Here is a 23,267-nt window from a genome sequence, read left to right as displayed (position 1 = left end):
CGCCTGGCGGCTACTCGGGCCGGCCATCAGGCCGGGGCGCCGATCCGAACCTTGCCAGCGCACGCAACCGCACCCAATCGACCGGAGGCGGTGACGGTTTGGTGCCTGGACGCTCACGTGGCACCCGCACCCGCAGCGCCCCCGGTTCGATCGTGCACCGCACCGGCGTGGTCAACAGGAGAGACTCACCGTCCACCCCCACCGAGATCTCGGCTGTGTCGGCGTCGATGATCACCTCGGACGTCTCGTGCTGGGTCAGGCCGCGCGCATGAGTCCGTCGTAGCAGGGAGACTGCCTGGCCGGCACCGGCGACCGACACCGTCACGACGCCGAGCAGCCCCCGGTCGAGCCGGTCCCGGCGACTCATGCCCGCGAGGTCGCTTCCGCCGTAACGGTTGTTGCTCACCAGCACGGCCTGCGGGGAGCGGACGGTGACGTCGCCGATCTGCGCGACCAGATTCGGACCGGACTGTCCGGCAAGCAGATCCGGAAGCATCTTCAGCACGGTCCGAGTCTTGTCGTCTCGGTAGGCGGGGCTACGTACCACCTCGGCGTACACACCGAACGACGCGTTGTTGACGAACGCCCGCCCGTTGATCCGCCCGAGATCGATGCGAATGTCGACGCCGTCGCAGAGCGCGTCGAGGCACCGCGTGGGATCGTCGCGATCGAGCCCGAGGTCCATCGCGAAATGATTGCGTGTCCCGGCGCTGATCACCATGAACGGCACCCGAAACTCGGCGGCGACCGCAGCGACACGTGCCTGGGTGCCGTCGCCGCCGGCAACGCCGAGCAGATCTGCGCCGTTCATGACTGCCCGGCGGGCGAGTTCATCGACGGCGGAAAAGTTCGTCTCGTCGAGCAGAACCACTTCGGCGCCGAGTTTCTCCGCTTTGTGCTGAAGATCGAACCGCGTGACCTTTCCACCCCCGGATCGGGGGTTCATGATGAGGAACGGGTGGCTCGGTGGTGTTGCCGGGATCTCCAACATCACCTCGTCAGAAGCCTTGCGTCGCAACGCTGCACGAGCGCAGGCCGTAGCGAGGGCTGCGAGGACCAGCGACGCGATCACCACCGCGAGCAGATTCGCCCGGATGAAGAACACGAATACCGTCAGCGGTGCGAGCACCGCTACGGCCAAGGCCGCCCAGCGCAGCGAACCACGGCCGGCGAGGAACCAGTACAGCGCGGCCGCGAAAACCACCGCACCGCCGACCCCGATGAGGAGAATTCCCATCGTGCTCAGCAGACCGGCGAACAGCACGGGGACGACGACGGCGAGGAATGCGAGGGCGAAGGCGGCACGCGCCCACCAGCGTCGACCGGGTGTTCCGTTCTCGATGATCAGAGTTTCGGGCATGCCGGCCCACCTCTCGCACGCTGGCCCACGGTAGCTATCCGAGTATCGTGTTACGTCGGAATTGTGCCGTTATGCCGTCGAACCGTCCACAAAGGCGCACACTTGATTCCGTCCAATACATATTCGAGACGGGAACAGTCATGGCCGGAGAGCCGGATACCAAGCAGGCTGTCGCCAAGGGAACCGCCATGGGCGCAGCAATTCTTCTTGTCACCGTCGGTGTCCTGCAGATATTCCAGGGCATCGCGGCCATCGCCAAGGACGAAGTGTTCGTCACCGGCATCGAGTACATCTACAAGTTCGACTTCACCACGTGGGGATGGATCCACCTGATCCTCGGCATCCTCGTCACGCTGACGGGCCTGGTTCTGTTCACGGGCGCTCTCTGGGCGCGGTTCGCGGCGATCTGCATCCTCTGCTTGTCGATCGTCGCCAATTTCCTGTGGCTGCCCTACTACCCATGGTGGTCGATCCTGATCATCGCACTCGATGTCGTCGTCATCTGGGCAATCGCGACATGGAGCCCTGACCGGGTCAGCTCCGACCGGGTCGATTCCGGCCGGGTCTGATCGGGGCGAGTGCCGATGTCCGCTTCCGGTGTGGTCGCGCACCCGTCCAGAGAAGAGCGAGCACGGCGCGGTCGTGCTGCCCGGAAGGTGACTCCGTTGGAGGCGCTCGCCGAAGTCGACACGGATTCCGCACGCGATCCGATCGGTTTGCTCGAGCAGCAGGCGATGTCACGAGTCCGGGAGCTCGTGCCGGTGCGGTACGGGCGGATGTCGGCCTCGCCCTTCCCGTTCTATCGGGGTGCGGCCCTCGTCATGGCCGACGACTTGTCGCGCACCCCGAACTCAGGTCTGCACACGCAGCTGTGCGGAGACGCGCATCTGAGCAATTTCGGGATCTTCGCGACTCCGGAACGCAAGCTGGCATTCGACGTCAACGATTTCGACGAAACCTACCCCGGCCCGTTCGAATGGGACGTCAAGAGGTTGGTGGCGAGCCTGGCCGTCGCGGGTCTCGAGAACGGGTACCGCCGAAAACACATCAAACGGATCACGCGGGCGTGCGCCGCCGAGTATCGGGAGACGATGCTCGTCCAGGCGGGGCGCGGCAATCTCGCGGTGTGGTACTCGCACATCGAGCCGACGACCGATCTCGTCGAGCTGCGAGACGTACTCGACACGACGATGAAGAAACGCACCCGCAAGATGCTCGAGAAGTCCAAGACCCGCGACAGCGTCCAGGCGTTGAGCAAACTCACCGAGGTCGTGAACGGAGAGCGGAAGATCATCCACAATCCGCCGCTGATCGTTCCGCTCGAGGAAGCCCTGGCCGTTGGTGACACCGCGGCGCTGTACGAAGAGTTGCATCAACGCATGTGCGCGTACCGGTCGACGCTGCAGTGGGACCGTCGCGTCCTGCTCGAACAGTTCGAGTTCGTGCAGGCAGCGCGCAAGGTGGTCGGTGTCGGCAGCGTCGGTACCCGGGCGTTCATCTTCCTGCTGGTCGGCGCCGACGACGGAGACCCGCTGTTCCTGCAGGCGAAAGAAGCGCAGAAGTCGGTGCTGTCCGGATACGTCGACGGCCCGACGTTCCAGAACGAAGGTGAACGGGTCGTCAACGGCCAGCGGCTGATGCAGGCGACCAGCGACATCTTCCTCGGCTGGGAACAGGGTCCCGGCGTCGACGGTGTGCGACGCGACTTCTACCTACGGCAGTTGCGCGACGGCAAGGGGTCGGCCGCGGTCGAGGTGATGTCGCCGGAAGGACTGGCCCTGTACGGACGGCTGTGCGGACGGACCCTGGCCTACGCGCACGCCCGCAGCGGCGACCGCATCGCCATCGCCGAATACCTCGGATCCGGCACCGAATTCGACGAGTCGATGGTGGCCTTCGCGAAAACGTACGCGGCGCGCAATCTCGACGATCATGCGCTGCTGATCGACGCGATCGGTCAGGGAAGGGTCACCGCCCGACCCGGCCTGTGAGACGAGTCATCGCCCGGGGCCGGATTCATCGATCGCGATGGGGAGGAAGCAGTTCCGCGATCAAGGACTGCACCTTGGTCTTGATCTCGTCCCGGATCGGACGTACCGATTCGACGTCCTTGTCTGCGGGATCCTCGAGTACCCAGTCGCGGTAGCTCGTGCCCGGGAACACGGGGCACGTGTCGCCGCAGCCCATGGTGATGACGACATCGGAGGTCTGCACAGCGTCGACGGTGAGGATCTTCGGGTTCTCTGCAGAGATATCGATACCCACCTCCGCCATCGCCTCGATCGCGGCGGGGTTCACCCTCTCTGCCGGGGCGCTCCCGGCGGAACGGACCTCGATCGCGTCCCCGGCAAGCGCGGTGAGGAAGCCCGCGGCCATCTGCGACCGGCCCGCGTTGTGGACGCAGACGAACAGGACGGACGGTGTCTCGCTCATGAGGTGATCCGTTTCGGGTCTGGTGTTTTCGGAGAGAACCGGGAGCGCAGCGCGAGGGAGACGTAGACGAGGCCCACGAGAACGGGCACCTCGATGAGCGGGCCGACGACCCCGGCGAGCGCTTGCCCGCTCGTGACACCGAACGTCGCGATCGCGACAGCGATCGCGAGTTCGAAGTTGTTGCCTGCGGCCGTGAACGCGAGGGTCGTGGTGCGTTCGTAACCCAGGTCGATCGATTTGCCGAGCACATAACCACCGCCCCACATCAGGGCGAAGTACGCGAGGAGCGGGAGCGCGATGCGTGCGACGTCCCACGGCTGCGACGTGATCTGCCGACCTTGCAGCGCGAACAGGATCACGATCGTGAAGAGCAGTCCGTACAGCGCCCACGGCCCGATCTTCGGGAGGAAGCGGTCCTCGTACCATTGGCGTCCCTTCGCCTTCTCACCGAAACGGCGGGTGAGGAATCCGGCGACCAGAGGGATGCCGAGAAAGATCAGCACCGACTTCGCGATCTGCCACGGCGACACGTCGAGCGTGGTCTGTTCGAGCCCTAGCAGGCCGGGCAGCACCGACAGATAGAACCAGCCGAGCACGGCGAACATGATCACCTGGAACAGTGAGTTGATCGCGACCAGCACGGCGGCGGCTTCCCGGTCTCCGCAGGCGAGGTCGTTCCAGATGATCACCATGGCGATGCAGCGGGCGAGACCGACGATGATCAGGCCCGTGCGATACTCGGGCAGGTCGGGGAGCATGAGCCACGCCAGCGCGAACATCAATGCGGGGCCGAGCACCCAGTTGAGCACCAGCGAGGAGATCAGCAGCTTGCGGTCGCCGGTGACGGTGTCGAGGCGGTCGTAGCGGACCTTCGCGAGCACCGGATACATCATGATCAGCAGGCCGAGAGCGATCGGTAGTGAGATGCCGTCGATCTCGATGATGCTCAGTACGTCGCCCAGACCCGGAATGATCCGGCCGAGCAGGAGTCCGGCGACGATCGCCACACCGATCCACACCGGCAGGAATCGATCCAGCGTCGAGAGCTTGGCGACGACCGGGTCGTGGGTCGAGGTGCTCACGCGGTCACCTCCGGTGCACACGCCGATCCTGCGATCACACCGGTTTCGATCGCCAGCACGGCCGACAGCTGCTCTAGCGCGGACGGGATCACCCGGTAGTAGACCCATGTGCCGCGACGGTCACAGTCGAGGATTCCTGCCTCGCGTAGCACCTTCAGGTGATGTGAGAGCGTCGGCTGCGACAGGTCGAACGACGGCGCGATATCGCAGACGCAACTCTCCCCGTTCTCGTGGCTGGCGATGAGGCTCAGCATGCGCAATCGCACGGGGTCGCCGAGGGCTTTGAACATGCGGGCGAGGTCGGTCGCCGAGCCGGAATCGAGTGGTTCGCGGACGAGGGGAGCGCAGCAGGGTTCGCTGACGCTCGACTGATTCGACATGTGTCTATATTGACGATTATCGATATTCTGCGTCAAACGCACACGGGCGGAGCATGTAGCTGCCGGTCTACGGCTTCGCTTCGGTGCTTTCGGCCGCAGGCTGCTCGGCCGGGGGCTCTTCGTCCGCACGAATCGGCCGGGCGAAGCACAGTGAAGCAACGAACCCGACGGCCAGCACCGCCGCGGGCAGCAGTGTCGACTCGGCCATCGCCGAGCTGAAACCGTCGCGGACGAATTCCGGAATCTCGCCGGCCATGCCCTCCATACCACCGCCCCCACCGGACAGCCCGTTGGCAGACAGGCGCGCGGTGATGAGAGCGCCGATGGCAGCGCTACCGAGGACAGCACCGACCTGCCGGGTGGTGTTGTAGATACCCGAGCCCGCGCCCGCCTGATGCGGCGGCAGGTTGCGTGTTGCGGTCGCGGCAAGCGGCGACCAGATGAAGGCGTTGGCGATGCCCATCAACGAGATCGGCAGCAGCAATTCCCAGATCGCTACGTGCGGGGTCATCACCAGTGCCAGCCAGGCCAGCGAAATTGCGAGCATCAGGAACCCGGGTGCCGCGATGTAACGCGGATGCGTGCGGTCCACCAACTTTCCGACGACCGGCGCGAGCACACCGGACAGCACAGCCATCGGCACCATCAGCAGAGCGGACCCCGTCGGGGACAGTCCGCGCACACTCTGCGCATAGAACATCAGGGGCAGCATCATCGAGGTGATCGAGAAGCCCATCGACGTGATCGCGATGTTGGCCATCGAGAAGTTGCGGTCGCGGAAGAGAACCAAGGGGAGCAGGGGCTCGTCCTTGTTGCGCGACTGGTTCCAGACGAACAGCGCGAGTAGGACGAGTCCGGACCCGATCATCAGCCAGATCCGCAGCGACCAGTCGTAGGTGTTGCCCTCCTGCAGACCGAACACCAGAAGGAACATGCCCGCAGCGCTCAGTACGACACCGGGGATGTCGAACTTGTGCGGGTGTGTTTCGAGGGCGGGGACGTACCGCATCGCGGCGAGGAAGGCGATGACGCCGACCGGCACGTTGACGATGAAGATCCATTCCCAGCCGAGACCGTCGACGAGGATGCCGCCCGCCAGCGGACCGACCAGTGTTGCGACGCCTGCGGTCGCGCCCCACAGGCCCATCGCGGTGCCGCGCTTGTCGGGGGGGAAGGTGCGGGTGATGACGGCCATCGTCTGCGGGGTCATCATGGCGGCGCCGAAGCCTTGGAACACCCGCGCGATGATCAGTATCTCGATGCTGCCGGACAGGCCGCACCACAGGGACGCCACCGTGAACAGTGCAAGGCCTGTCAGATACAACTTCTTCGGGCCGTAGCGGTCGCCGAGGCGCCCGGTGATCAACAGGGGCACCGCGTACGCCAGGAGGTAGGCGCTGGTGACCCAGACGACGCTGTTGATGTCGGCGGAGAAGGCTTCGAGGATTGCCGGGTTCGCCACCGCAACGATGGTGGTGTCGACGAGGATCATGAAGAAGCCCAGGCACAGCGCCCACAGCGCAGGCCAGGGCCTGGCGTAGGTGTGCTGCTGGCTCGTATCGGTCACGCGCTGTTCCTCACCGTTCGTTTCGTATCGGCGACCGGCGAGCAAGGTAATCGTCCGGAACGATCAACGGCACCCGGCCACGGAAGCTCAGACGCATCAACGTACACCCACCATCGGACAACGTACGGACTCTCGCACACGCGAGCTCCGCATTCAGGAACGAGGGTTCGGCATGGGCGACGATTCGCTCACACCTGAGGGCGGCTCGTCTCGCGCGGAGCGCCGCTGGGCCGCATCGGCGTTCGTCCTGGTTGCGATGGCCGTGCCGCTCCTGTTGCCTGCGCGCTATTCGCCGGGCACCGACTGGTTCCTGCCAGCGATCGAAGGTTTCGTGCTCCTCGCGCTGATTGTCGTCGATCCGGGCCGAATCGACCGGCCCGGACGATGGGTGCGGGCGTTGTCGATTGCGCTCGTGGTGGCGATCGCCGCAGGCGCGGCGTGGGGTGCGGGGCGACTCGTCTGGGATCTGCTCCACGGCGCCCCGCAGACGCCGGAGCCGATCGAGCTGCTCGTGGCGGGAGCATTGGTGTGGTTGCAGACGGTGCTTGCGTTCGCCTTCCTGTACTGGGAACTCGACGGTGGTGGACCCGTGACCCGGCATCTGCGGCCGCCGGTCCACCCGGATCTGGCTTTCCCGCAGCAGCTCGACCCACGCCTCGCGCGGCCGGGATGGCGGCCGATCTTCGTCGATTATCTGTATTTGGCCCTGACCAATGCGACCGCGTTCAGTCCGACCGACGTCATGCCGCTGGCGCGATGGGCGAAGCTCACGATGGCGGTGCAGTCGCTTCTGTCGATCGTCATCCTCAGTCTCGTGGTGGCAAATGCAGTGAACCTGCTCGACTGAGATGGGTCGAGGGGGATGATATTCACATGAGCGCCACCGCGGAGGAGCAGGGTATATCCCGAGTGATCCAGCAGTTGAGCAGCCGTTTTCCTCAAGTTCCCGTCGCAGATATCGAGACGCTGGTCGCCGACCTCAGGGCCGAATTCGATGGTCGCAAGATCAGAGAGTTCGTGCCGTTGTTCGTCGAACGTCGAGCACGTGTCCTCCTGTCGAGGATGCCGGCGTCCGGCTGAGTTCGCCCGGGCGGGATGTACACCGGCCGTTCGCGCGGTGCTTCTCGCGGTTTGCCCGTCGCTCACATCCGTTGCGTAACAAGTCTGGTATGCGCTGCGCAGTGTTCGGAACAGGGTATTTGGGAGCCACGCACGCGGCCTGCATGGCCGAACTCGGGCACGACGTGCTCGGAGTCGACATCGACGCCGGCAAGATCGCGAAGCTAGAAGCAGGCGAGGTGCCGTTCTACGAACCGGGCCTGGCCGAGTTGCTCCGCCGCAATCTCGACGCCGGTCGCCTTGCCTTCACCACCTCGTACGAGGACGCGGCAGCGTTTGCCGAAGTCCACTTCATCTGTGTCGGGACTCCGCAGAAGCAGGGGGAATACGCGGCGGATCTGTCACACGTCGACGCAGTCGTCGACGCACTGAGCCCGCTCCTGACCGAGCCCGCATTGATCGTCGGTAAATCGACGGTACCGGTCGGGACGGCAGTCGACCTCGTGGAACGGGTGCGCGCTGCGGCGCACGCCGACGTCGAACTCGTGTGGAATCCCGAGTTCCTCCGCGAAGGATTCGCGGTGCAGGACACCCTGTCGCCGGATCGTCTCGTGTGCGGGGTGGAGCGAAAGGGAGCAGGACGCGGCGAAGCGATCCTGCGCGACGTGTACGCGACGCTGATCGACCGCGGCGTGCCCTTCCTCGTCACCGACCTCGCGACTGCGGAGCTCGCGAAATCGTCGGCGAATGCTTTTCTCGCCACGAAGATCTCGTTCATCAACGCAATCGCCGAGGTCTGCGAGGTCGCCGGGGCCGACGCCGTCGAACTCGCCGACATCCTCGGACACGACGAACGGATCGGCCGGCGCTTCTTGGGCAGCGGGCTGGGATTCGGTGGCGGATGCCTGCCGAAGGACATCCGTGCCCTGATGGCCCGCGCGGGTGAACTGGGCGCCAATCAGGCGCTGCATTTCCTGCGCGAGGTCGACAGCATCAACATGCGTCGACGGACACGGATGGTGGAACTGACGAGACGGGCGTGTGGCGGCTCGGTCCTCGGCGCACGAATCGCGGTTCTCGGAGCGGCGTTCAAACCGGGCTCCGACGACGTCCGTGACTCCCCGGCACTCAACGTCGCCGGTCAACTGCAACTCGAGGGTGCTGCGGTGACAGTGTTCGATCCGCAGGCAATGGACAACGCCCGGCAGGTGTTCCCGACCCTCGGCTACGCGACGAGCGCCATCGAGGCATGCGCTCGGGCAGACGCGGTGCTCGTGCTCACCGAATGGCCCGAATTCCGTGACCTCGACGCGACGGTGATCGCGTCGGTCGTCAACACCAAGGCAGTGCTCGACGGTCGGGCGTGCCTCGAGCGAGAAACGTGGGAAAGCGCCGGATGGACCTATTCGAGGCTGGGCGTCGCAGTTTGATAGTTACTTCACGTAACTGTCACGCGAGGTTCGGCGTGGCGAACCCGGCGCGATGCCAACCCGAATGATATGGAAAATCCCATTGGGTACCATCGTCCGGGTGCGAGGTGCCGGGGGTGGCTGACAGCCGGCGCGACAAACGACTGTCGAAGGCGGCTGATGAGTTCGGTTCTCGGGGTAACCGTGGGGGAAAGCGCCGTCCGGATTGTGCGTCCGATCGACCGGACTGCACCGTCGGCGGGATTCCAATTCCAAGTGGTGGAGACGGGTAAGGACGAGCCCACTCGGCTCGCTGCCCGCACACTCGGGGTGCTGAGCCAGACCGGTATCGCCGGGGAGCCGATCGATGCGCTGGGCATCGTCTACCGTGACGAGGCTCAGGCCGAGCGCATCCGCGCGGCGCTGGCCGTCGAGCACCTGAGCAATTTCACGCTCGTCTCCGAGCCGGAAGCAGCGCTCGCGTACCTGCAGGCGACCGGTGAGCTGGGCAGCGACACCGCCGTGTTCTACGACCTCGGCGATTCCGGTCTCACCGTCACCGTCGTCGATCTCGGTCTCCGTGAGGTCCTTGCCGAACGCACCGACACCATCGGGGGCCGCATCTTCGATCAGGTGATCCGCGAGCACCAGCTCGACACCAACGGTGTGTGGCGACCCGACGACCCGGCGACCGACGACGAACTGTCGGCGCAATGCCGGGAGGCAAAGGAGAAGTTGTCGGCGACCGACAGCGTCGCCGTGCCCGGTGCCGCCGGTGTCGTGCTGATGTCGCGCGACACGTTCGACCCTCTCATCGCCCAGTGCGTCGAGTCGTCGGCGCAGTTCGTGCATCACGTCATCGCCCGTTCGGGCCGCAATCCCGAAGCCGTCGTCCTGCTGGGCGGGGGCGCTCACATCCCGCTCGTGCAAGAAGTGCTGCGCTCGTGGATCGGACTTCCGCTGGTCGTGCCCCACGAGCCCGAACTCGTGCTCGCCAAGGGCGGCGCGATTCTCGCTGGCAAACCGTCATCCTCGCAGCCGGTGAGCTCCCTGACCCGCATCGTTCCCCCCTCGGCGGACATGTCGGCGGTCACCGAGCAGATCCCGGTGGTCACCGCGCCGGTGCAACCGTCCGCTCAGCCGGAACCTGCCGCCACTGTGAAGAAGTCGTGGATCGGCGCGCTGAGCCATCGAGGACCCGAGGTGAGCGGCAAGCAGATCTCCGGCGCCGGTCTCGCCGGAACCGCGCTGGCCGTGGTCGCGGTGATCGGCGTGAGCCTCGGTGCAGGCAACGGCCTGTTTTCCGGATCATCCGACGACGATGGAACCAGCCCCACCGAGACGTTCGTGACGCCCACGACGTCGCGCAGCGTCCCGCGCCCGCAGCCCGCCGTCGCACCCGCGACTGTCACCACCACACCTCCCGTCACCACGACGGTGACGCAGAATGAACCGCGCCCGGTTCCCCCTTCCCCGGAGTCCACGCCGCCCCAGCCACCACAGCTGCTCCCAGGAGTCCAGCTTCCCGTCATTCAGCTACCGACGATTGAGCTGCCTCCGCTCCCGCAGATCCAGCTTCCGGGGCTCTGAGCGAGCTTCCCCCGTTTGCCCGGGGTCCCTCGGGTCGTGAGGGAACGGGAAGCCGGGGTAGCGGGGGAAGAATTGCCTCACGCATGCTTTCGGCTCTTGCCCGCGCGTGAGATACAGGCGGCGACGGCGTCGAATCGGTCCAGGTCGCGCCATGTCCAGCGGACGACCTGGAATCCGAGCTCGCGTAAAGCGTCTTCGCGCCGCTTCTCCGCCACCAGGTCGCGACGGTCGTCGTACTTGCCGAGACCATCGAACTCACCGACTACTCCGCTGTCCTTCCAGAAGAAGTCGAGACGGTAGGTGCGCCCATCGCGAGCCCGGACGGTTTGCTGCAGGATCGGCGTGGGTAGGCCGCACTCGGCGATGCGTACCCGCGACCGGGACTCACCGACACTCTCGCTGCGCCCGTCGAGAAACGAGACCACCGCGCGGGCAGCCGCCGCACCATGGCCCCACGATGCGGAGACCACGGCGCCGGGAAGCCGATCGCGGGCGGAGGGATCGAGCCTCAGCGCGGAGTCTCCCGCAACCACTGCCTGCTCGAAAGGCAGTGACCGGGCGAGGTCGACGATGGTCCGCTCGGTCGAGGTGACAGGAACACCGACGTCGACGAGGTCCCCGTCGGAGAATTGGGTCTGGTGCCGATACATGCTTTCGGTGATCCGCCCCTTGCTCCCCGAAACGTGTATCCGGCGCAGGTCGACATCCCACACGTCGAAGCCGTGGACGAGGGCCGCCGAGACATGGCTGAGCGCGTGACCGGGCTGGAGTCGGGACCCTTCATGCCTGGCGCGGACGCGATGGTGGCCGATGGCATCGAGCGCGTCGTAGTCGACCCGGCGGAGATACAGTCCGCGCTATCGATGCGAGAGTTCCGCTCCGAATCGCGTGGGTGATGCGGTCGTCGGAGACGCCACGTGAACGAAGGAGGGCGCGGGTGAGCGGTATGGGATCCGGTATGCAGTGAGCCTGCACCAATACGCGCCCCAAAAACCGAGCAAAGGCGACATTGTGGATAACTCCGGCGCCTGTGGATAATTCTTCCCCCACCACCCCGTCTTCCCTTTCCCTCACGACCCGAGGAAACCCGAGCAAGCGGAGGAAGGTTCGTCACCGTGAGTGACGGCCGGCGGGTGCGGCCGGGGTGCCGGTGCGAGCGAGCACCGCGGCGATACCGGTGGTGAGCGGCACCGACAGCGTCAGCGCGATACCACCGACACACGCGCGAACCACCTCGATGGCGACGGCGTCGCCGGTGAGCACATCCGACACCGACCGGCCCGCGACGGAGAACAGGAGCAGGAGCGGCAGCGCACCACCTGCGTAGGCCAGGACGAGGGTGTAGACGGTGCTGGCGATGTGATCGCGGCCCACGCGCATCGCCGACACGAAGATCTCTCGACGAGAGGCCCGCGGGTCGAGGCCTGCAAGCTCGAACGCCGACGACGCCTGGGTGATCGTCACGTCGTTGAGCACACCGAGCGAACCGATGATGAATCCGGCGAGCAGCAGCCCTGTGATCGACACCTGCTCGATATAGAGCTGTACGTCGGTGTTCTGTTCCTCCGACAGGCCCGTCAGGTGCGTCATCTCGATCGCGACATACGACAACACCGCAGCCAGGGCCATCGACGCGAGGGTGCCGAGGAGGGCGGAGCTCGTCCGCAGGTTGACGCCGTGTGCGAGATACAGCACCGCGTAGAGGATCAGCGAACCACCCACCAGCGCGACCGGGACGGCAGGCTGCCCGTCGAGCAACGCCGGGAGCATGAACATCACGAGCACGCCGAATGCGACACCGAGCCCGATCAGGGCGCGCAGACCGCGCCACCGGGCGACCGCGACGACGACGATCGCGAACGCCGCGACGATCAGCGTGAGCGGCAGTCCGCGGGCGAAGTCGTAGAACGAGTACACCGTCGCGCCGGTCGGATCGGTCTGACGTACCAGACGGATCGAATCGCCGCTGTGCAGTTCGGGTTGGCCGGGGCCCGGAATGACTTCGAGCAGAGTGCGGGTACCGGCGTTGGGGCCCGACTCGATGTCGATGACGCTGCGCTCGCATTCGAACGACTCGGTCGGCGGCGGCGTGGGCTCACCCGTGAACACCCGGCCCATCGACGCGCTTCCGCACCACCCGCTGGTCTGCTCGACGACCGTTCCGGCCTCGGTGACGACGGCGCCGCCGTCGGAGGTCTGGAACGGCGCGGGAATGTCGACGGATTGCTCGCTCGGCCAGAGCATCGCTGTGCCGACGAGCACCACAGCGCCGATCGCGACCAGGAGGCCGACGACGATCCTGGCGGCAAGGGGAGCGAGTGGAGCGGGTCCCTCGAAGTGGCCGTGTCCGTGCCCGTGCCCGTGTCCATGACTCACCGCAACAGGCTAGCCATAGCTGGGAAGAAGATCCGCGTTGGGGGAGAAAGGGCTGGTGGTGGCGGGGAGCAGGGGGTGTCCCCGCCACCTTCACCTGGCTTCGCACAGGGGGGATGGCGTGAGCCAGGGAGCCCGGCACTCGAGGTGCCGATCACCAAGTTACTTGTAGTTTCACCAATCGGGGAAGCGGTTTACCGTGTGGGTCTGGTCACCCTAGGGCAATTCGCCTGCGTCGATTCGGGTGAACCTCCTGCGACCTGGTACTTTCTGGGCCAGGACTGCCCAGATATCCGTTTGGCAACGATTCCTACTGCTTGTAGCTGGACAGGAAGTTGCCGAATCGCTCGATCGCCACCGCAAGATCACGTGCCCACGGCAACGTCACGACGCGCAGGTGATCGTGGTTCGGCCAGTTGAAGCCCGTGCCCTGCACCATGAGGATCTTTTCCTGCAACAGCAGATCCTGGACGAGTTTCTCGTCATCGTGGATCTCGTACACCTCGGGATCGAGCCTCGGGAACGCGTACAGCGCGCCGCGCGGCTTGACGCAGCTGACGCCGGGGATGGCGTTGAGACGTTCCCACGCGACGTCGCGCTGCTCGAGGAGACGCCCACCGGGAAGCACCAGATCGTCGATGCTCTGGTAGCCACCGAGCGCCACCTGGATCGCGTGCTGTGCCGGGACGTTGGGGCACAGGCGAGTGGAGGCGAGCAGATCGATGCCTTCGAGGAACCCGGACGCGTGCTCCTTTGGACCGGTGATGACCATCCATCCCGACCGGTACCCGGCTACCCGGTAGGCCTTCGACAGGCCGTTGAACGTCAAGCACAGCAGATCGGGAGCCAGCGTCGCCAGCGAGATGTGCTTGGCGTCGTCGTAGAGGATCTTGTCGTAGATCTCGTCGGCGAGCAGCAGCAGCTGATGTTTGCGGGCGAGTGCGACCAACCGGGTGAGGACCTCCGCCGAGTACACCGCGCCGGTGGGGTTGTTCGGATTGATGACGAGCAGAGCCTTGGTCTTCTCGGTGATCTTCGACTCGATGTCGTCGATGTCCGGGTTCCAGTCGTTCGTCTCATCGCACAGGTAGTGGACGGGAGTGCCGCCTGCGAGCGACGTCATCGCCGTCCACAGCGGGTAGTCCGGCGCGGGGATGAGGACTTCGTCGCCGTCGTCGAGCAGCGCCTGCATCGTCATGGTGATGAGCTCGGACACGCCGTTGCCCAGGTAGACGTCGTTGATGTCGAACTTGGGGAAGCCCGGCACCAGCTCGTAGCGGGTGACGATCGCGCGGCGCGCGGAGGCGATACCGCGTGATTCGGAGTAGCCCTGCGCGTGGGGGAGCGACGCGATCATGTCCTGCACGATCGTGTCGGGGGCTTCGAATCCGAACGGAGCGGGGTTGCCGATGTTCAGCTTGAGGATGCGGTGACCTTCGGCTTCGAGCCGCGAGGCATGGGCGTGTACCGGCCCACGGATCTCGTACAGCACGTTCTGGAGCTTGGACGACTGTTCGAGTGTGCGTGTCATCCGATGATGAAGTTGGCCCTGATCCTCGTTGTTCACGGGGACCATCGTGCCACTGCCCAGCAAACGATTTTCACCCGGTTTTCCACGACACGCGAAATTTGTCGAAACTCGGGGGCGACGTTTGTCCGTATCAGTGCAATGATTGGGGCTCCATGCAAGATCTGCTTCGTCGGGGAGATGAAGCGGGACGATTTAGGAGTACTCGGAATGGCGCAGGGAACAGTCAAGTGGTTCAACGCAGAGAAGGGGTTCGGCTTCATCGAGCAGGACGGTGGCGGAGCTGACGTCTTCGTGCACTACTCCGAGATCTCGGGTTCGGGCTTCAAGAGCCTCGACGAGGGTGCACGCGTCGAGTTCGAGATCGGACAGGGGCAGAAGGGGCCGCAGGCTCAGGGCGTCCGCGTCATCTGACTCGACCCACAGTTTCTGTCGGCGGCGTTGCATCGTGAGATGCGGCGCCGTCGTCGTGTAGGTCGTGGTCGGTGGTGGCCCCTGTGCGTTGGGGCACAAACCTGCAGGGGATTGCTGCAGATGGGGTGAGTTTCGGTAACATCTACCCGCGTCGGGGGGTCACAGAGATCAGCTTATTTCTGTGGGCAAGCAGGGATCGTGCTCGGGGGATTCTCCCGGGTGGCTTGGAGCGGGTTGATCGTGTCAGTGACAAGGGGAGGAAGCTCTGCTGCGCACAGCCAGCAGCGGCGCAGCAACCAGCGGCAATGGCGTGACCCCAAGCGATATCTGTGGCTGTACGGCCTGGCCATCCCGCTGAGTCCTTTTCTCGCGTGGCTCTTGGTCCACTATCTGCATCTCGGAGTTTTCTGGGCGACCGGCGCCATCATGATCGCCGTCATCTGCCCGCTGGTGGACCGTTACACGAGACTTGACACCAGTAATCCGCCGGACGAGGTCATGAAGGACCTCGAGAACGACAGGTACTACCGGCGTTGCACCTATGTGTATCTGCCACTGCAGTACGCGGGACTGGTCTTCGGCTGCTGGTTGTGGGTGTCACAACCGATGGGCTGGGCCGAACAGTTCGCCTTGGCCGCGACACTCGGCATCGTCGGTGGCGTCGGAATCAACGCGGCGCACGAGATGGGCCACAAGCGAACGAAGATCGAACGACGACTCGCGAAAATTGCCCTCGCCCAGTCGTTCTACGGCCATTTCTACGTCGAGCACAATTTCGGTCATCACATCCGTGTCGCGACCCCGGAAGATCCCGCGACCGCACGCTTCGGTGAGAGCTACTGGAAGTTTCTTCCGCGGTCCGTGATGGGAAGCTTGACGTCGGCGTGGAAATACGAGCGCGCGCGACTGGCCCGGCGCGGTGTGTCGACGTGGAATCCGAAACACAACAACGTCCTGAACGCGTGGCTGCTGAGCGCGGTGCTCTACGCCGCCCTCATTGCCGTGTTCGGCTGGCAGATCGCGCCGTGGCTCGTCGTGCAGGCCGTGATGGCGATCATGTTCCTCGAGGGCGCCAACTATCTGGAGCATTACGGGCTGCTGCGTCGCAAGCGGGACGACGGCAAGTATGTGCGGGTGGCACCTGAACACAGCTGGAACAGCAACCACATGTGTTCCAACCTGTTCTTGTACAACCTTCAGCGACACAGTGACCACCACGCCAACCCGATGCGTCGCTACCAGACATTGCGGTCCATGGAGGATGCGCCGCAGCTTCCCGCGGGATACGCCGTCCTGATCATCTTGTCGTTGTTCCCGCCGCTGTGGCGTCGCGTCATCGATCCGAAACTTCTCGAGCACTACGACTACGATCTGAGTCGTATCAACATGGATCCGGGCAAAGTGGATGCACTGCTTGCGCGGTACGGACAGCCCGGTAATCCTGTAACAGGAAGATGAGTTTGCGATAACGATCGGATCGCGACTCGGGGGAGAGCGCGGGTGGGAGGCTAGTGTCAGCGGATTCGGGACCTGATGGACATCACGGGGGCAACGCCTCGCTCGACGGTTTTCCTCTCTCGACCGCCCAACGGGGTATCTGGTTCGCGCAGCACCTACTCGGCGATGTGCCGCTGACGATCGCCCAGTACCTCGACGTCCACGGCGAATTCGACCCCGAGATCTTCGCCGACGCAGGCGCAGAAGCCGCTCGCGAGATCGGTACGGGCATGCTGCGGCTCTACGAGATCGACGGCGAGCCGCTCCAAGCCATCGACGACACCCTCCACGACCGGGCCACGATCCTCGATCTCCGCGGCGAGGACGACCCCGAGGCGGCCGCGATCGAATGGATCCGCGCCGAGTGGGTCGCACCGCTCGACATGCTCCGCGACCGGCTCATCGTGTGCGCTGTCCTCCGTGTCGCCGAGCAGCGACATTTCATCTACACCCGTATTCATCACATCGCTCTCGACGGCTTCGGCGCGATGACCTTCAGTAATCGCACAGCCGAGCGCTACACCGCGGTGGTCGAAGGCCGCGACCCCGAGCCGTTCGGCGTGAGCGCGCTACCCGACATCGTGGAGGACGAAGCCCGCTATCGCTCGTCGACCCGGTTCGACTCCGACCGCAACCACTGGGCCGAGCGTATCCGCAACCTCCCGCACCCCATCAGCCTCGCCGGTCGCGCGGCCCCCGTGGGTTCGCACCCGGTGCGGTGGAGTGCTCCGCTACCCGACCGCGTGGCCGAGGCCGTCGACCGGTTGCTCGTCGAACACGAACGCACCACGTTCGCGACGGTGGTCGTCGCGGCATTCGGAGCGTTCCTGTCGCGGGTGACCGGCGAACGTGAAGTGGTGCTGAGCCTGCCCGTCTCCGCACGCACCACCGCGAAACTGCGCCGGTCCGGCGGCATGGTCTCCAATGTCGTCCCGATCCGGATGACGGTGGGACCCGACGACACCGCCGCAGATCTCATGCGTCGCGTGCAGCTCGAGCTGACCGGGGCATTGCGTCATCAGCGGTACCGGCACGAGGACATGCGCCGCGACACCGGGTACGGCAGTGCCGACCGCGGATTCTTCGGGCCTGCTGTGAACATCATGATGTTCCAGGGGCATGTCCGCCTCGGCGATGCGATCGGCAAGCTGCACGTGCTCAGCACCGGCCCTGTCGAGGATCTTTCGCTCAACATCTATCCGAGCGACGCCGACGATCCCGCGCACATCGACCTCGAGGCCAACCCGAATCTGTATTCGCGAGCGGAACTGCGTTCGCATCACGCACGTTTCGTGGAGTTCCTCGACGGTTTCGTCTCGACGGCCGGTCCGGTGGGAGCCCTCGATGTGTTGCACGACGACGAGCGCGCCGCACTCGTTCCCGCGCACGGGCCGTCCACCCGCCCGGTGCGGCACCTGCGCGATCTGCTCGCCGACGGTGTCGCGTGCAATCCCGATGGTCCCGCGATCATCGACGGTGCCAGGACCCTGACGTATCGCGAGCTCGATCGGCGCGCCGACCTGCTGGCCGGGGTGCTGAGTGCCGCGGGCGCCGGGCCCGAGGAATTCGTCGCGCTGAGCATGGACCGCAGCGCGGAGGCCATCATCGCGATGTGGGCGGTGGCGAGGACCGGGGCGGCGTTCGTGCCGATCGATCCGGCGCTGCCCGCCGAGCGCGTCGCCTACATGGTGCGCGATTCCGGTGTGCGACTGGGTCTTACCGTGCGTGCACGGATCGACGGGCTCCCGGAAGGACCGCGCTGGATCGCAGTCGACGATCCGATCACGGCCGAGGAGTCCGCGGCCTCGTTCGTTCCGCCGTCGCTGCACCCCGACCACGCGGCCTACATGATCTACACGTCCGGTTCGACGGGAACACCGAAGGGCGTCGTCGTCGGTCACACCGGGCTCGCGACGTTCGCGGCCGAGGCGCGGCCGGAGCTGGGCCTGACGTCGCAGTCGCGGATGCTGCGGTTCTCGTCGGCGAGTTTCGACGCGTCGATCTTCGAGATGCTGCAGGCGTTCAGCGCGGGCGCCGCAATGGTCGTGGCCCCCGCCGACGTGCTCGGCGGAGACGACCTCGCCGAGGTGCTGCGCTGTCACCGCGTCACGCACATCGTGTCGGCACCGACGGTGCTCACCACCGTCGACCCCGCTGGACTCGACGATCTCGAGGCCGTTGTGGTGGGTGGCGACGTGTGCACCCCCGATCTCGTCGCCCGTTTCGGCGACACGTGCCGTTTCGTCAACAGCTACGGGCCCACCGAGACCACCATCATCGTCACCGCCGGTGAACCATTGACCGTGGGCGCACCGATCACGATCGGCCGCCCGATCGACGGTGTCACGGCCGTCGTCCTCGACCGCAGGCTCCGGCCGGTCCCGGTCGGCTTCGTCGGCGAGCTCTACATCGGCGGCGCCGGCCTCGCGCGGGGTTACCTGAATCGTCCGGGGCAGACCGCAGATCGGTTCGTGGCGAACCCGTTCGACCCCGGCACGCGTCTGTACCGTACGGGCGACGAGGTGCGCTGGACCGCCGATCACGAACTCGACTTCGTGGGACGATCCGACTTCCAGGTCAAGATCCGCGGTTTCCGTATCGAACTCGGCGAGATCGACGCGGCGTTGCGTGCGCTCGACGGAGTGGAGTACGCGGTCACCGTCGTCCACGATGCGGGGCATTCCGTAGTCCCCGTCTCGTACGTGCTGATGGAGCCCGGGGCTCTGTTCGACGCCGAGTCGCTCATCCGCGGCGTGGAACGCACTTTGCCGTCGCACATGGTGCCCGCGTCCGTCGTCGAACTCGACGAAGTGCCCGTCACTCTGGCAGGCAAGCTCGACCGTGCCGCATTGCCTGCGCCGAGGTTCGCGTCGGCCGAGTTCCGCGCTCCCCTCACCGGCACCGAGCGCCTGCTGACCGAAGTGGCGCAGGGTCTGCTCGATGTCGAACGCGTCGGTGCCGACGATTCGCTGTTCGCGCTCGGCGCCGACAGTATCGTCGCGATGCAGTTCGCGGCCCGCGCGAAGGATGTGGGCCTGTACATCACGGCGCGGCAGATCTTCGAACACAAGACGATTGCGGCACTGGCCAGGGTTGCGTCGGTGGTGTCGGACGACTCGGTCCTGCGTGAACTCGACGGTGGGGGCGTGGGGCCGGTACCGCTCACCCCGATCGTCCACGAAATGCTCGGCCGCGGAGACTATTCGACGTTCGCTCAGGCAGTGCTGGTAACCACCCCGGTCGATCTGACCCACGACCAGCTCACCGCCGCGGTCACCGCACTCCTCGGTCGCCACGACATCTTGCGCTCGATGTTCACCGCCGGTACGTGGCTGGTCCCGGAGGGAATTCCCGCGGGTGCGGTGGCGATCGAACGGATCACCGTTCCGGATGCCGAGTCGATCGGCGACCTCGTCGACGCCCGATGCGACTCGGCTGCACAGCGTCTCGACCCCTCCAGCGGGGTGATGCTGCAGTGCGTGTGGTTCGACGCCGCGCAAGGGCACGGCCGGCTGCTGCTCGTGGCGCACCACCTCGTCATCGACGGTGTCTCGTGGCGCGTGCTGCTGCCGGATCTCGCGCAGGCGTGGATGCAGATCGTCGCGAACACCGAACCTGTGCCGGCCCAGGGCGGAACCTCCTACCGCCGGTGGGCGCACGCGTTGCACTCCGATGCCCGCGACGGCGTGCACGCCGACGAACTCGGATTCTGGCAGCGCACTCTCGATGCAGTGACGCCTCTTCCGGGAATCGGTGAACTCGACCCGCGGATCGACACACTCGCGACCACCGAACGCATACGGGTGGACCTCGACCCCGCGACCACCGCCGCAGTGCTCACACGATTGCCCGAGGTGTTCCGTTCGGGCACTGCCGACGGGCTCATCGCCGCGCTTGCGCTGGCGCTGTCGAGGTACGGCCGCGCAGTGCCGATCCTGCTCGAAGGCCACGGCCGCGATTACGAGGGTGCCGACCTCGCGCGCACCGTCGGCTGGTTCACCAGTGTCTATCCGGTGCGTCCCGCCGTGCCCGAGTCGATCGACCTCGACGATGCATTCGTGGGCGGTCCCGCCGCGGGAGCGGTGCTCAAGGCAATCAAGGAGGAGCTCGCTGCCGTCCCGAATCACGGTGCGGGATACGGCATTCTTCGTCATCTCGACGACGAATCGCGCCCCGTCCTCGCCGCATCGCGCGTTCCGCAGATCGGGTTCAACTATCTCGGACGCCTGACCTCCGGGCACATTCCGGAGGAGATCCGCGATATCGGCTGGGTCCCGGCAGACGTCGATCTCGACCCGACACGCACCTCGCAGCTCGCGGTGTCCGCGGCCGTCGATATCAACGCCATGGTGATCGACGGCCCCGACGGGCCTCACCTGACCGCGACCTTCGCGTACGTGCCGCGGGTGGTGCAGGCGGAGTTCGTCACCGACCTCGCGACCCGCTGGCACACCGCTCTCGAAGCCCTTGCCGCGCATGTGGAGGGTCACGGGGCGGGCGGTCTGACCCCGTCCGACGTGCCGCTGGTGTCGGTGCGGCAGCATCAGATCGAACGGTGGGAAGCCGAATACCCAGGTGTGCAGGATATCTGGCCGCTGCCGCCGCTGCAGTCGGGACTGCTGTTCCACTCGCAGCTCGCCGCCGGGTCGCTCGACGTCTACGTCGCTCAGCTCACCCTGAACCTCACCGGCAGCATCGACGCGGCACGACTGCGCACTTCGATCGAGACCGTGGTCGCCCGGCACGCCAACCTGCGCACCGCGTTCGTCCACGACGAGACCGGAGTGCCCGCCCAGCTCGTGCTCGACCGGGTCGACGTTCCGTGGCGTGAGGTCGAAGTGGACGCGGACGCTCTTGCCGCAGTCCTCGATTCGGAACGCACATCGCCGTTCGACAGTGCGCGTCCGCCACTGTTGCGGGCCGTGCTCGTGCGTACCGGCGCGGACGCCGTGCTGGTGCTGACCAACCACCACCTCGTCCTCGACGGTTGGTCGATGCCGCTGCTCGTGCGAGAAGTGCTCTCCTGCTATGTCTCACCCGATGCGCTCGCCGAGCCGGTGCCCTACCGCGACTACCTGCGGTGGTGGAACGCCCAGGACCACGGCCGGTCGCTGCAGGCGTGGGGTGATGCGCTGTCGGGGCTCGCCGACCCCACGCTGGTCGCCCCGCATGCCGGGGAAGTGCTCGACGTCAATCCCGAGCAGATCGACGTCGAACTGCCCGCGTGGCTCCGCACGGGACTTGTCGCCCGCCGCGACACCGATGTCACCGTCAACACCCTGGTGCAGACGGCGTGGGCGCTCGTTCTCGGGCGCGTGCTGGGCCGCGACGACGTCGTGTTCGGCGCCACCGTATCGGGGCGTCCGGCCGAACTGCCCGGTGTCGAGTCCATGCTCGGCCTGTTCATCAACACCCTGCCGGTGCGGGTCCGGCTCGACGAGTCCGACACCGTCGTCGGCCTGCTCCGGCGCGTGCAGGACGACCAGGTCGCGATGCTCGAGCATCACCACATCGGACTCGGCGAGATCCAGGAGCGCGTCGGCGCCGGAACTCTCTTCGACACGCTGACCGTCTTCGAGTCGTACCCCGTCGACCGGGCAGGTTTCGACGAGACCACCGATCTCGCCGGGATGCACGTGACGGACATCGATGCCCGCGACGCCACGCACTACCCGATCACCGTGATGGCGATCCTCGAACCCACCCTGCGGTTGAGCGTGCGTTTCCGCACCGACCTGTTCGATCGCGCCACCGTCGAGCGGCTCGTGCAGCGGTTGCTCGGCGTACTCGAAACCTTCGTCGCCCATCCCGACACGCACATCCGCGACGTCGAAGTGTTCGTGCCGGGCGAACTCGGCGTGATCGCGAACTTCGAGCGCGGCGAGAACGTCGCGCTTCCGGCCAAGACACTTCCCGACCTGCTCCGCGAGCAGTCGGAACGCACCCCCGACGGCACCGCGGTCGTCGTCGACGGCGGCGGCGCGTTGAGCTACGCATCGTTCACAGGACGCGTGAATCGGGTCGCGCGGTCGTTGATCGCCGACGGGATCGGCCCCGGCGACCTCGTGGCGGTCGCGATGCCGCGGTCGTTCGAGCAGCTCATCGCGATACACGCCGTCGTCACCGCAGGCGCGGCCTACGTGCCCATCGATCCCGACCAGCCCGAGCAGCGCACCGCGCACGTCCTCGACACGGCACGCCCCGCTCGTGTGCTCGACGTGCTGCCCGACGCACTGTCGTTCTCCGACAGCGTGGTCACCGACGCCGATCGCCGTCGCCCCCTGCACTCCGACGACCTCGCATATGTGTTGTTCACCTCCGGTTCCACCGGGCGGCCCAAGGGCGTTGCGATCTCGCACCGCAGCATCGTCAACCGGCTGCAATGGATGCAGGGCCGCTACCCGCTGACCGGCGACGACGTCGTCCTGCAGAAAACCCCTGCGACCTTCGACGTGTCGGTCTGGGAGTTGTTCTGGCCACTGCTCACCGGTGCCGCCGTGGTGCTCGCAACCCCGGACGGGCACCGCGACCCCCGCTACCTGTCGCGAGTGATCGCCGAAAATCATGTCACCACA

Annotated in this window: 17 protein-coding genes (1 of these 17 running past the window's edge); 9 read left to right on the top strand and 8 right to left on the bottom strand. The window is 65.9% G+C overall.

Annotated features, from left to right (window positions below):
- Positions 1-10 precede the first annotated feature (10 nt).
- Positions 11-1,360 carry a diacylglycerol/lipid kinase family protein gene (locus ACSYG9_RS04370; protein ID WP_454841305.1) on the bottom strand — a complete coding sequence of 450 codons (1,350 nt, stop codon included), beginning with the start codon at positions 1,358-1,360 and terminating at the stop codon, positions 11-13.
- Between the two features lie 140 nt (positions 1,361-1,500).
- On the opposite strand from ACSYG9_RS04370, the gene ACSYG9_RS04365 reads away from it, so the two are divergent.
- Positions 1,501-1,929 carry a DUF7144 family membrane protein gene (locus tag ACSYG9_RS04365; protein ID WP_440125982.1) on the top strand — a complete coding sequence of 143 codons (429 nt, stop codon included), beginning with the start codon at positions 1,501-1,503 and terminating at the stop codon, positions 1,927-1,929.
- A 15-nt stretch (positions 1,930-1,944) separates the two neighbouring features.
- Complete coding sequence (locus ACSYG9_RS04360) at positions 1,945-3,351, top strand: DUF2252 domain-containing protein (RefSeq protein WP_454841304.1); 1,407 nt, start codon at positions 1,945-1,947, stop codon at positions 3,349-3,351.
- Between the two features lie 25 nt (positions 3,352-3,376).
- Here ACSYG9_RS04360 and ACSYG9_RS04355 read toward each other — a convergent pair whose 3' ends face one another.
- From ACSYG9_RS04355 to ACSYG9_RS04340, 4 genes are all read right to left on the bottom strand, one after another.
- Positions 3,377-3,793: an arsenate reductase ArsC gene (locus ACSYG9_RS04355; RefSeq protein ID WP_454841302.1), complete on the bottom strand. Its 417-nt coding sequence runs from the start codon at positions 3,791-3,793 to the stop codon at positions 3,377-3,379.
- Positions 3,790-4,875 (bottom strand): ACR3 family arsenite efflux transporter, encoded by a 1,086-nt coding sequence (gene arsB, locus ACSYG9_RS04350; protein ID WP_454841301.1) that lies wholly within the window; start codon positions 4,873-4,875, stop codon positions 3,790-3,792. Before arsB ends, ACSYG9_RS04355 begins: the two co-directional genes overlap by 4 nt.
- Positions 4,872-5,255, bottom strand: coding sequence for a metalloregulator ArsR/SmtB family transcription factor (locus ACSYG9_RS04345; protein WP_440125978.1), 384 nt, complete (start codon positions 5,253-5,255; stop codon positions 4,872-4,874). Before ACSYG9_RS04345 ends, arsB begins: the two co-directional genes overlap by 4 nt.
- 67 nt (positions 5,256-5,322) lie before the next feature.
- A complete protein-coding gene (locus ACSYG9_RS04340) occupies positions 5,323-6,747 on the bottom strand; it encodes an MFS transporter (RefSeq protein WP_454842878.1) in 1,425 nt (474 codons plus the stop codon).
- Between the two features lie 247 nt (positions 6,748-6,994).
- Between ACSYG9_RS04340 and ACSYG9_RS04335 the strand changes: the two genes are divergently transcribed.
- The 4 genes from ACSYG9_RS04335 to ACSYG9_RS04320 all read left to right on the top strand — a co-directional run bounded on the left by ACSYG9_RS04335 (position 6,995) and on the right by ACSYG9_RS04320 (position 10,880).
- Positions 6,995-7,669, top strand: a complete 675-nt coding sequence (locus ACSYG9_RS04335; RefSeq protein WP_454841299.1) for a hypothetical protein — start codon at positions 6,995-6,997, stop codon at positions 7,667-7,669.
- Between the two features lie 26 nt (positions 7,670-7,695).
- Positions 7,696-7,902: a three-helix bundle dimerization domain-containing protein gene (locus ACSYG9_RS04330; protein ID WP_440125975.1), complete on the top strand. Its 207-nt coding sequence runs from the start codon at positions 7,696-7,698 to the stop codon at positions 7,900-7,902.
- 89 nt (positions 7,903-7,991) lie between these two features.
- Positions 7,992-9,311: a nucleotide sugar dehydrogenase gene (locus ACSYG9_RS04325; RefSeq protein ID WP_440125974.1), complete on the top strand. Its 1,320-nt coding sequence runs from the start codon at positions 7,992-7,994 to the stop codon at positions 9,309-9,311.
- Positions 9,312-9,470: 159 nt separating this feature from the next.
- Entirely contained in the window at positions 9,471-10,880 is a 1,410-nt protein-coding gene (locus ACSYG9_RS04320) for an Hsp70 family protein (protein ID WP_454841298.1), read from the top strand.
- 77 nt (positions 10,881-10,957) lie between these two features.
- Here the strand turns inward: ACSYG9_RS04320 and ACSYG9_RS04315 are convergent, their stop codons facing one another.
- From ACSYG9_RS04315 to ACSYG9_RS04305, 3 genes are all read right to left on the bottom strand, one after another.
- Complete coding sequence (locus tag ACSYG9_RS04315) at positions 10,958-11,530, bottom strand: hypothetical protein (RefSeq protein WP_454841297.1); 573 nt, start codon at positions 11,528-11,530, stop codon at positions 10,958-10,960.
- 460 nt (positions 11,531-11,990) lie between these two features.
- Positions 11,991-13,256 (bottom strand): YibE/F family protein, encoded by a 1,266-nt coding sequence (locus ACSYG9_RS04310; RefSeq protein ID WP_454841296.1) that lies wholly within the window; start codon positions 13,254-13,256, stop codon positions 11,991-11,993.
- A 307-nt stretch (positions 13,257-13,563) separates the two neighbouring features.
- Positions 13,564-14,829 (bottom strand): pyridoxal phosphate-dependent aminotransferase, encoded by a 1,266-nt coding sequence (locus tag ACSYG9_RS04305; RefSeq protein WP_169687089.1) that lies wholly within the window; start codon positions 14,827-14,829, stop codon positions 13,564-13,566.
- Positions 14,830-14,991: 162 nt separating this feature from the next.
- On the opposite strand from ACSYG9_RS04305, the gene ACSYG9_RS04300 reads away from it, so the two are divergent.
- From ACSYG9_RS04300 to ACSYG9_RS04290, 3 genes are all read left to right on the top strand, one after another.
- A complete protein-coding gene (locus ACSYG9_RS04300) occupies positions 14,992-15,195 on the top strand; it encodes a cold-shock protein (protein WP_054807297.1) in 204 nt (67 codons plus the stop codon).
- Between the two features lie 246 nt (positions 15,196-15,441).
- The gene (locus ACSYG9_RS04295; protein WP_454842876.1) at positions 15,442-16,653 is read left to right on the top strand and encodes an alkane 1-monooxygenase; all 1,212 of its coding nucleotides are present in this window, start codon (positions 15,442-15,444) and stop codon (positions 16,651-16,653) included.
- A gap of 53 nt (positions 16,654-16,706) precedes the next feature.
- Positions 16,707-23,267 carry the 5' portion of a non-ribosomal peptide synthase/polyketide synthase gene (locus ACSYG9_RS04290; RefSeq protein ID WP_454841295.1) on the top strand. It continues 23,706 nt past the right edge of the window, so 6,561 of the gene's 30,267 nt are visible here — the first part of the coding sequence; its start codon is at positions 16,707-16,709; its stop codon lies off the right edge, out of view.

Source organism: Rhodococcus sp. SJ-2, from assembly GCF_053750035.1.
The sequence above is the reverse complement of the archived record's forward strand: the minus strand, read 5'-3'. Positions and strand labels throughout refer to the sequence as shown.

Coding starts and splice junctions, on each gene's coding strand:
- ACSYG9_RS04345 (WP_440125978.1), bottom strand. CDS start 5,255: ATGTCGAATCAGTCGAGCGTCAGCGAACCCTGCTGCGCTCCCCTCGTC.
- ACSYG9_RS04335 (WP_454841299.1), top strand. CDS start 6,995: ATGGGCGACGATTCGCTCACACCTGAGGGCGGCTCGTCTCGCGCGGAG.
- ACSYG9_RS04330 (WP_440125975.1), top strand. CDS start 7,696: ATGAGCGCCACCGCGGAGGAGCAGGGTATATCCCGAGTGATCCAGCAG.
- ACSYG9_RS04340 (WP_454842878.1), bottom strand. CDS start 6,747: ATGATCCTCGTCGACACCACCATCGTTGCGGTGGCGAACCCGGCAATC.
- ACSYG9_RS04355 (WP_454841302.1), bottom strand. CDS start 3,793: ATGAGCGAGACACCGTCCGTCCTGTTCGTCTGCGTCCACAACGCGGGC.
- ACSYG9_RS04300 (WP_054807297.1), top strand. CDS start 14,992: ATGGCGCAGGGAACAGTCAAGTGGTTCAACGCAGAGAAGGGGTTCGGC.
- ACSYG9_RS04360 (WP_454841304.1), top strand. CDS start 1,945: ATGTCCGCTTCCGGTGTGGTCGCGCACCCGTCCAGAGAAGAGCGAGCA.
- ACSYG9_RS04320 (WP_454841298.1), top strand. CDS start 9,471: ATGAGTTCGGTTCTCGGGGTAACCGTGGGGGAAAGCGCCGTCCGGATT.
- ACSYG9_RS04365 (WP_440125982.1), top strand. CDS start 1,501: ATGGCCGGAGAGCCGGATACCAAGCAGGCTGTCGCCAAGGGAACCGCC.
- ACSYG9_RS04370 (WP_454841305.1), bottom strand. CDS start 1,360: ATGCCCGAAACTCTGATCATCGAGAACGGAACACCCGGTCGACGCTGG.
- ACSYG9_RS04325 (WP_440125974.1), top strand. CDS start 7,992: ATGCGCTGCGCAGTGTTCGGAACAGGGTATTTGGGAGCCACGCACGCG.
- ACSYG9_RS04305 (WP_169687089.1), bottom strand. CDS start 14,829: ATGGTCCCCGTGAACAACGAGGATCAGGGCCAACTTCATCATCGGATG.
- ACSYG9_RS04315 (WP_454841297.1), bottom strand. CDS start 11,530: ATGTATCGGCACCAGACCCAATTCTCCGACGGGGACCTCGTCGACGTC.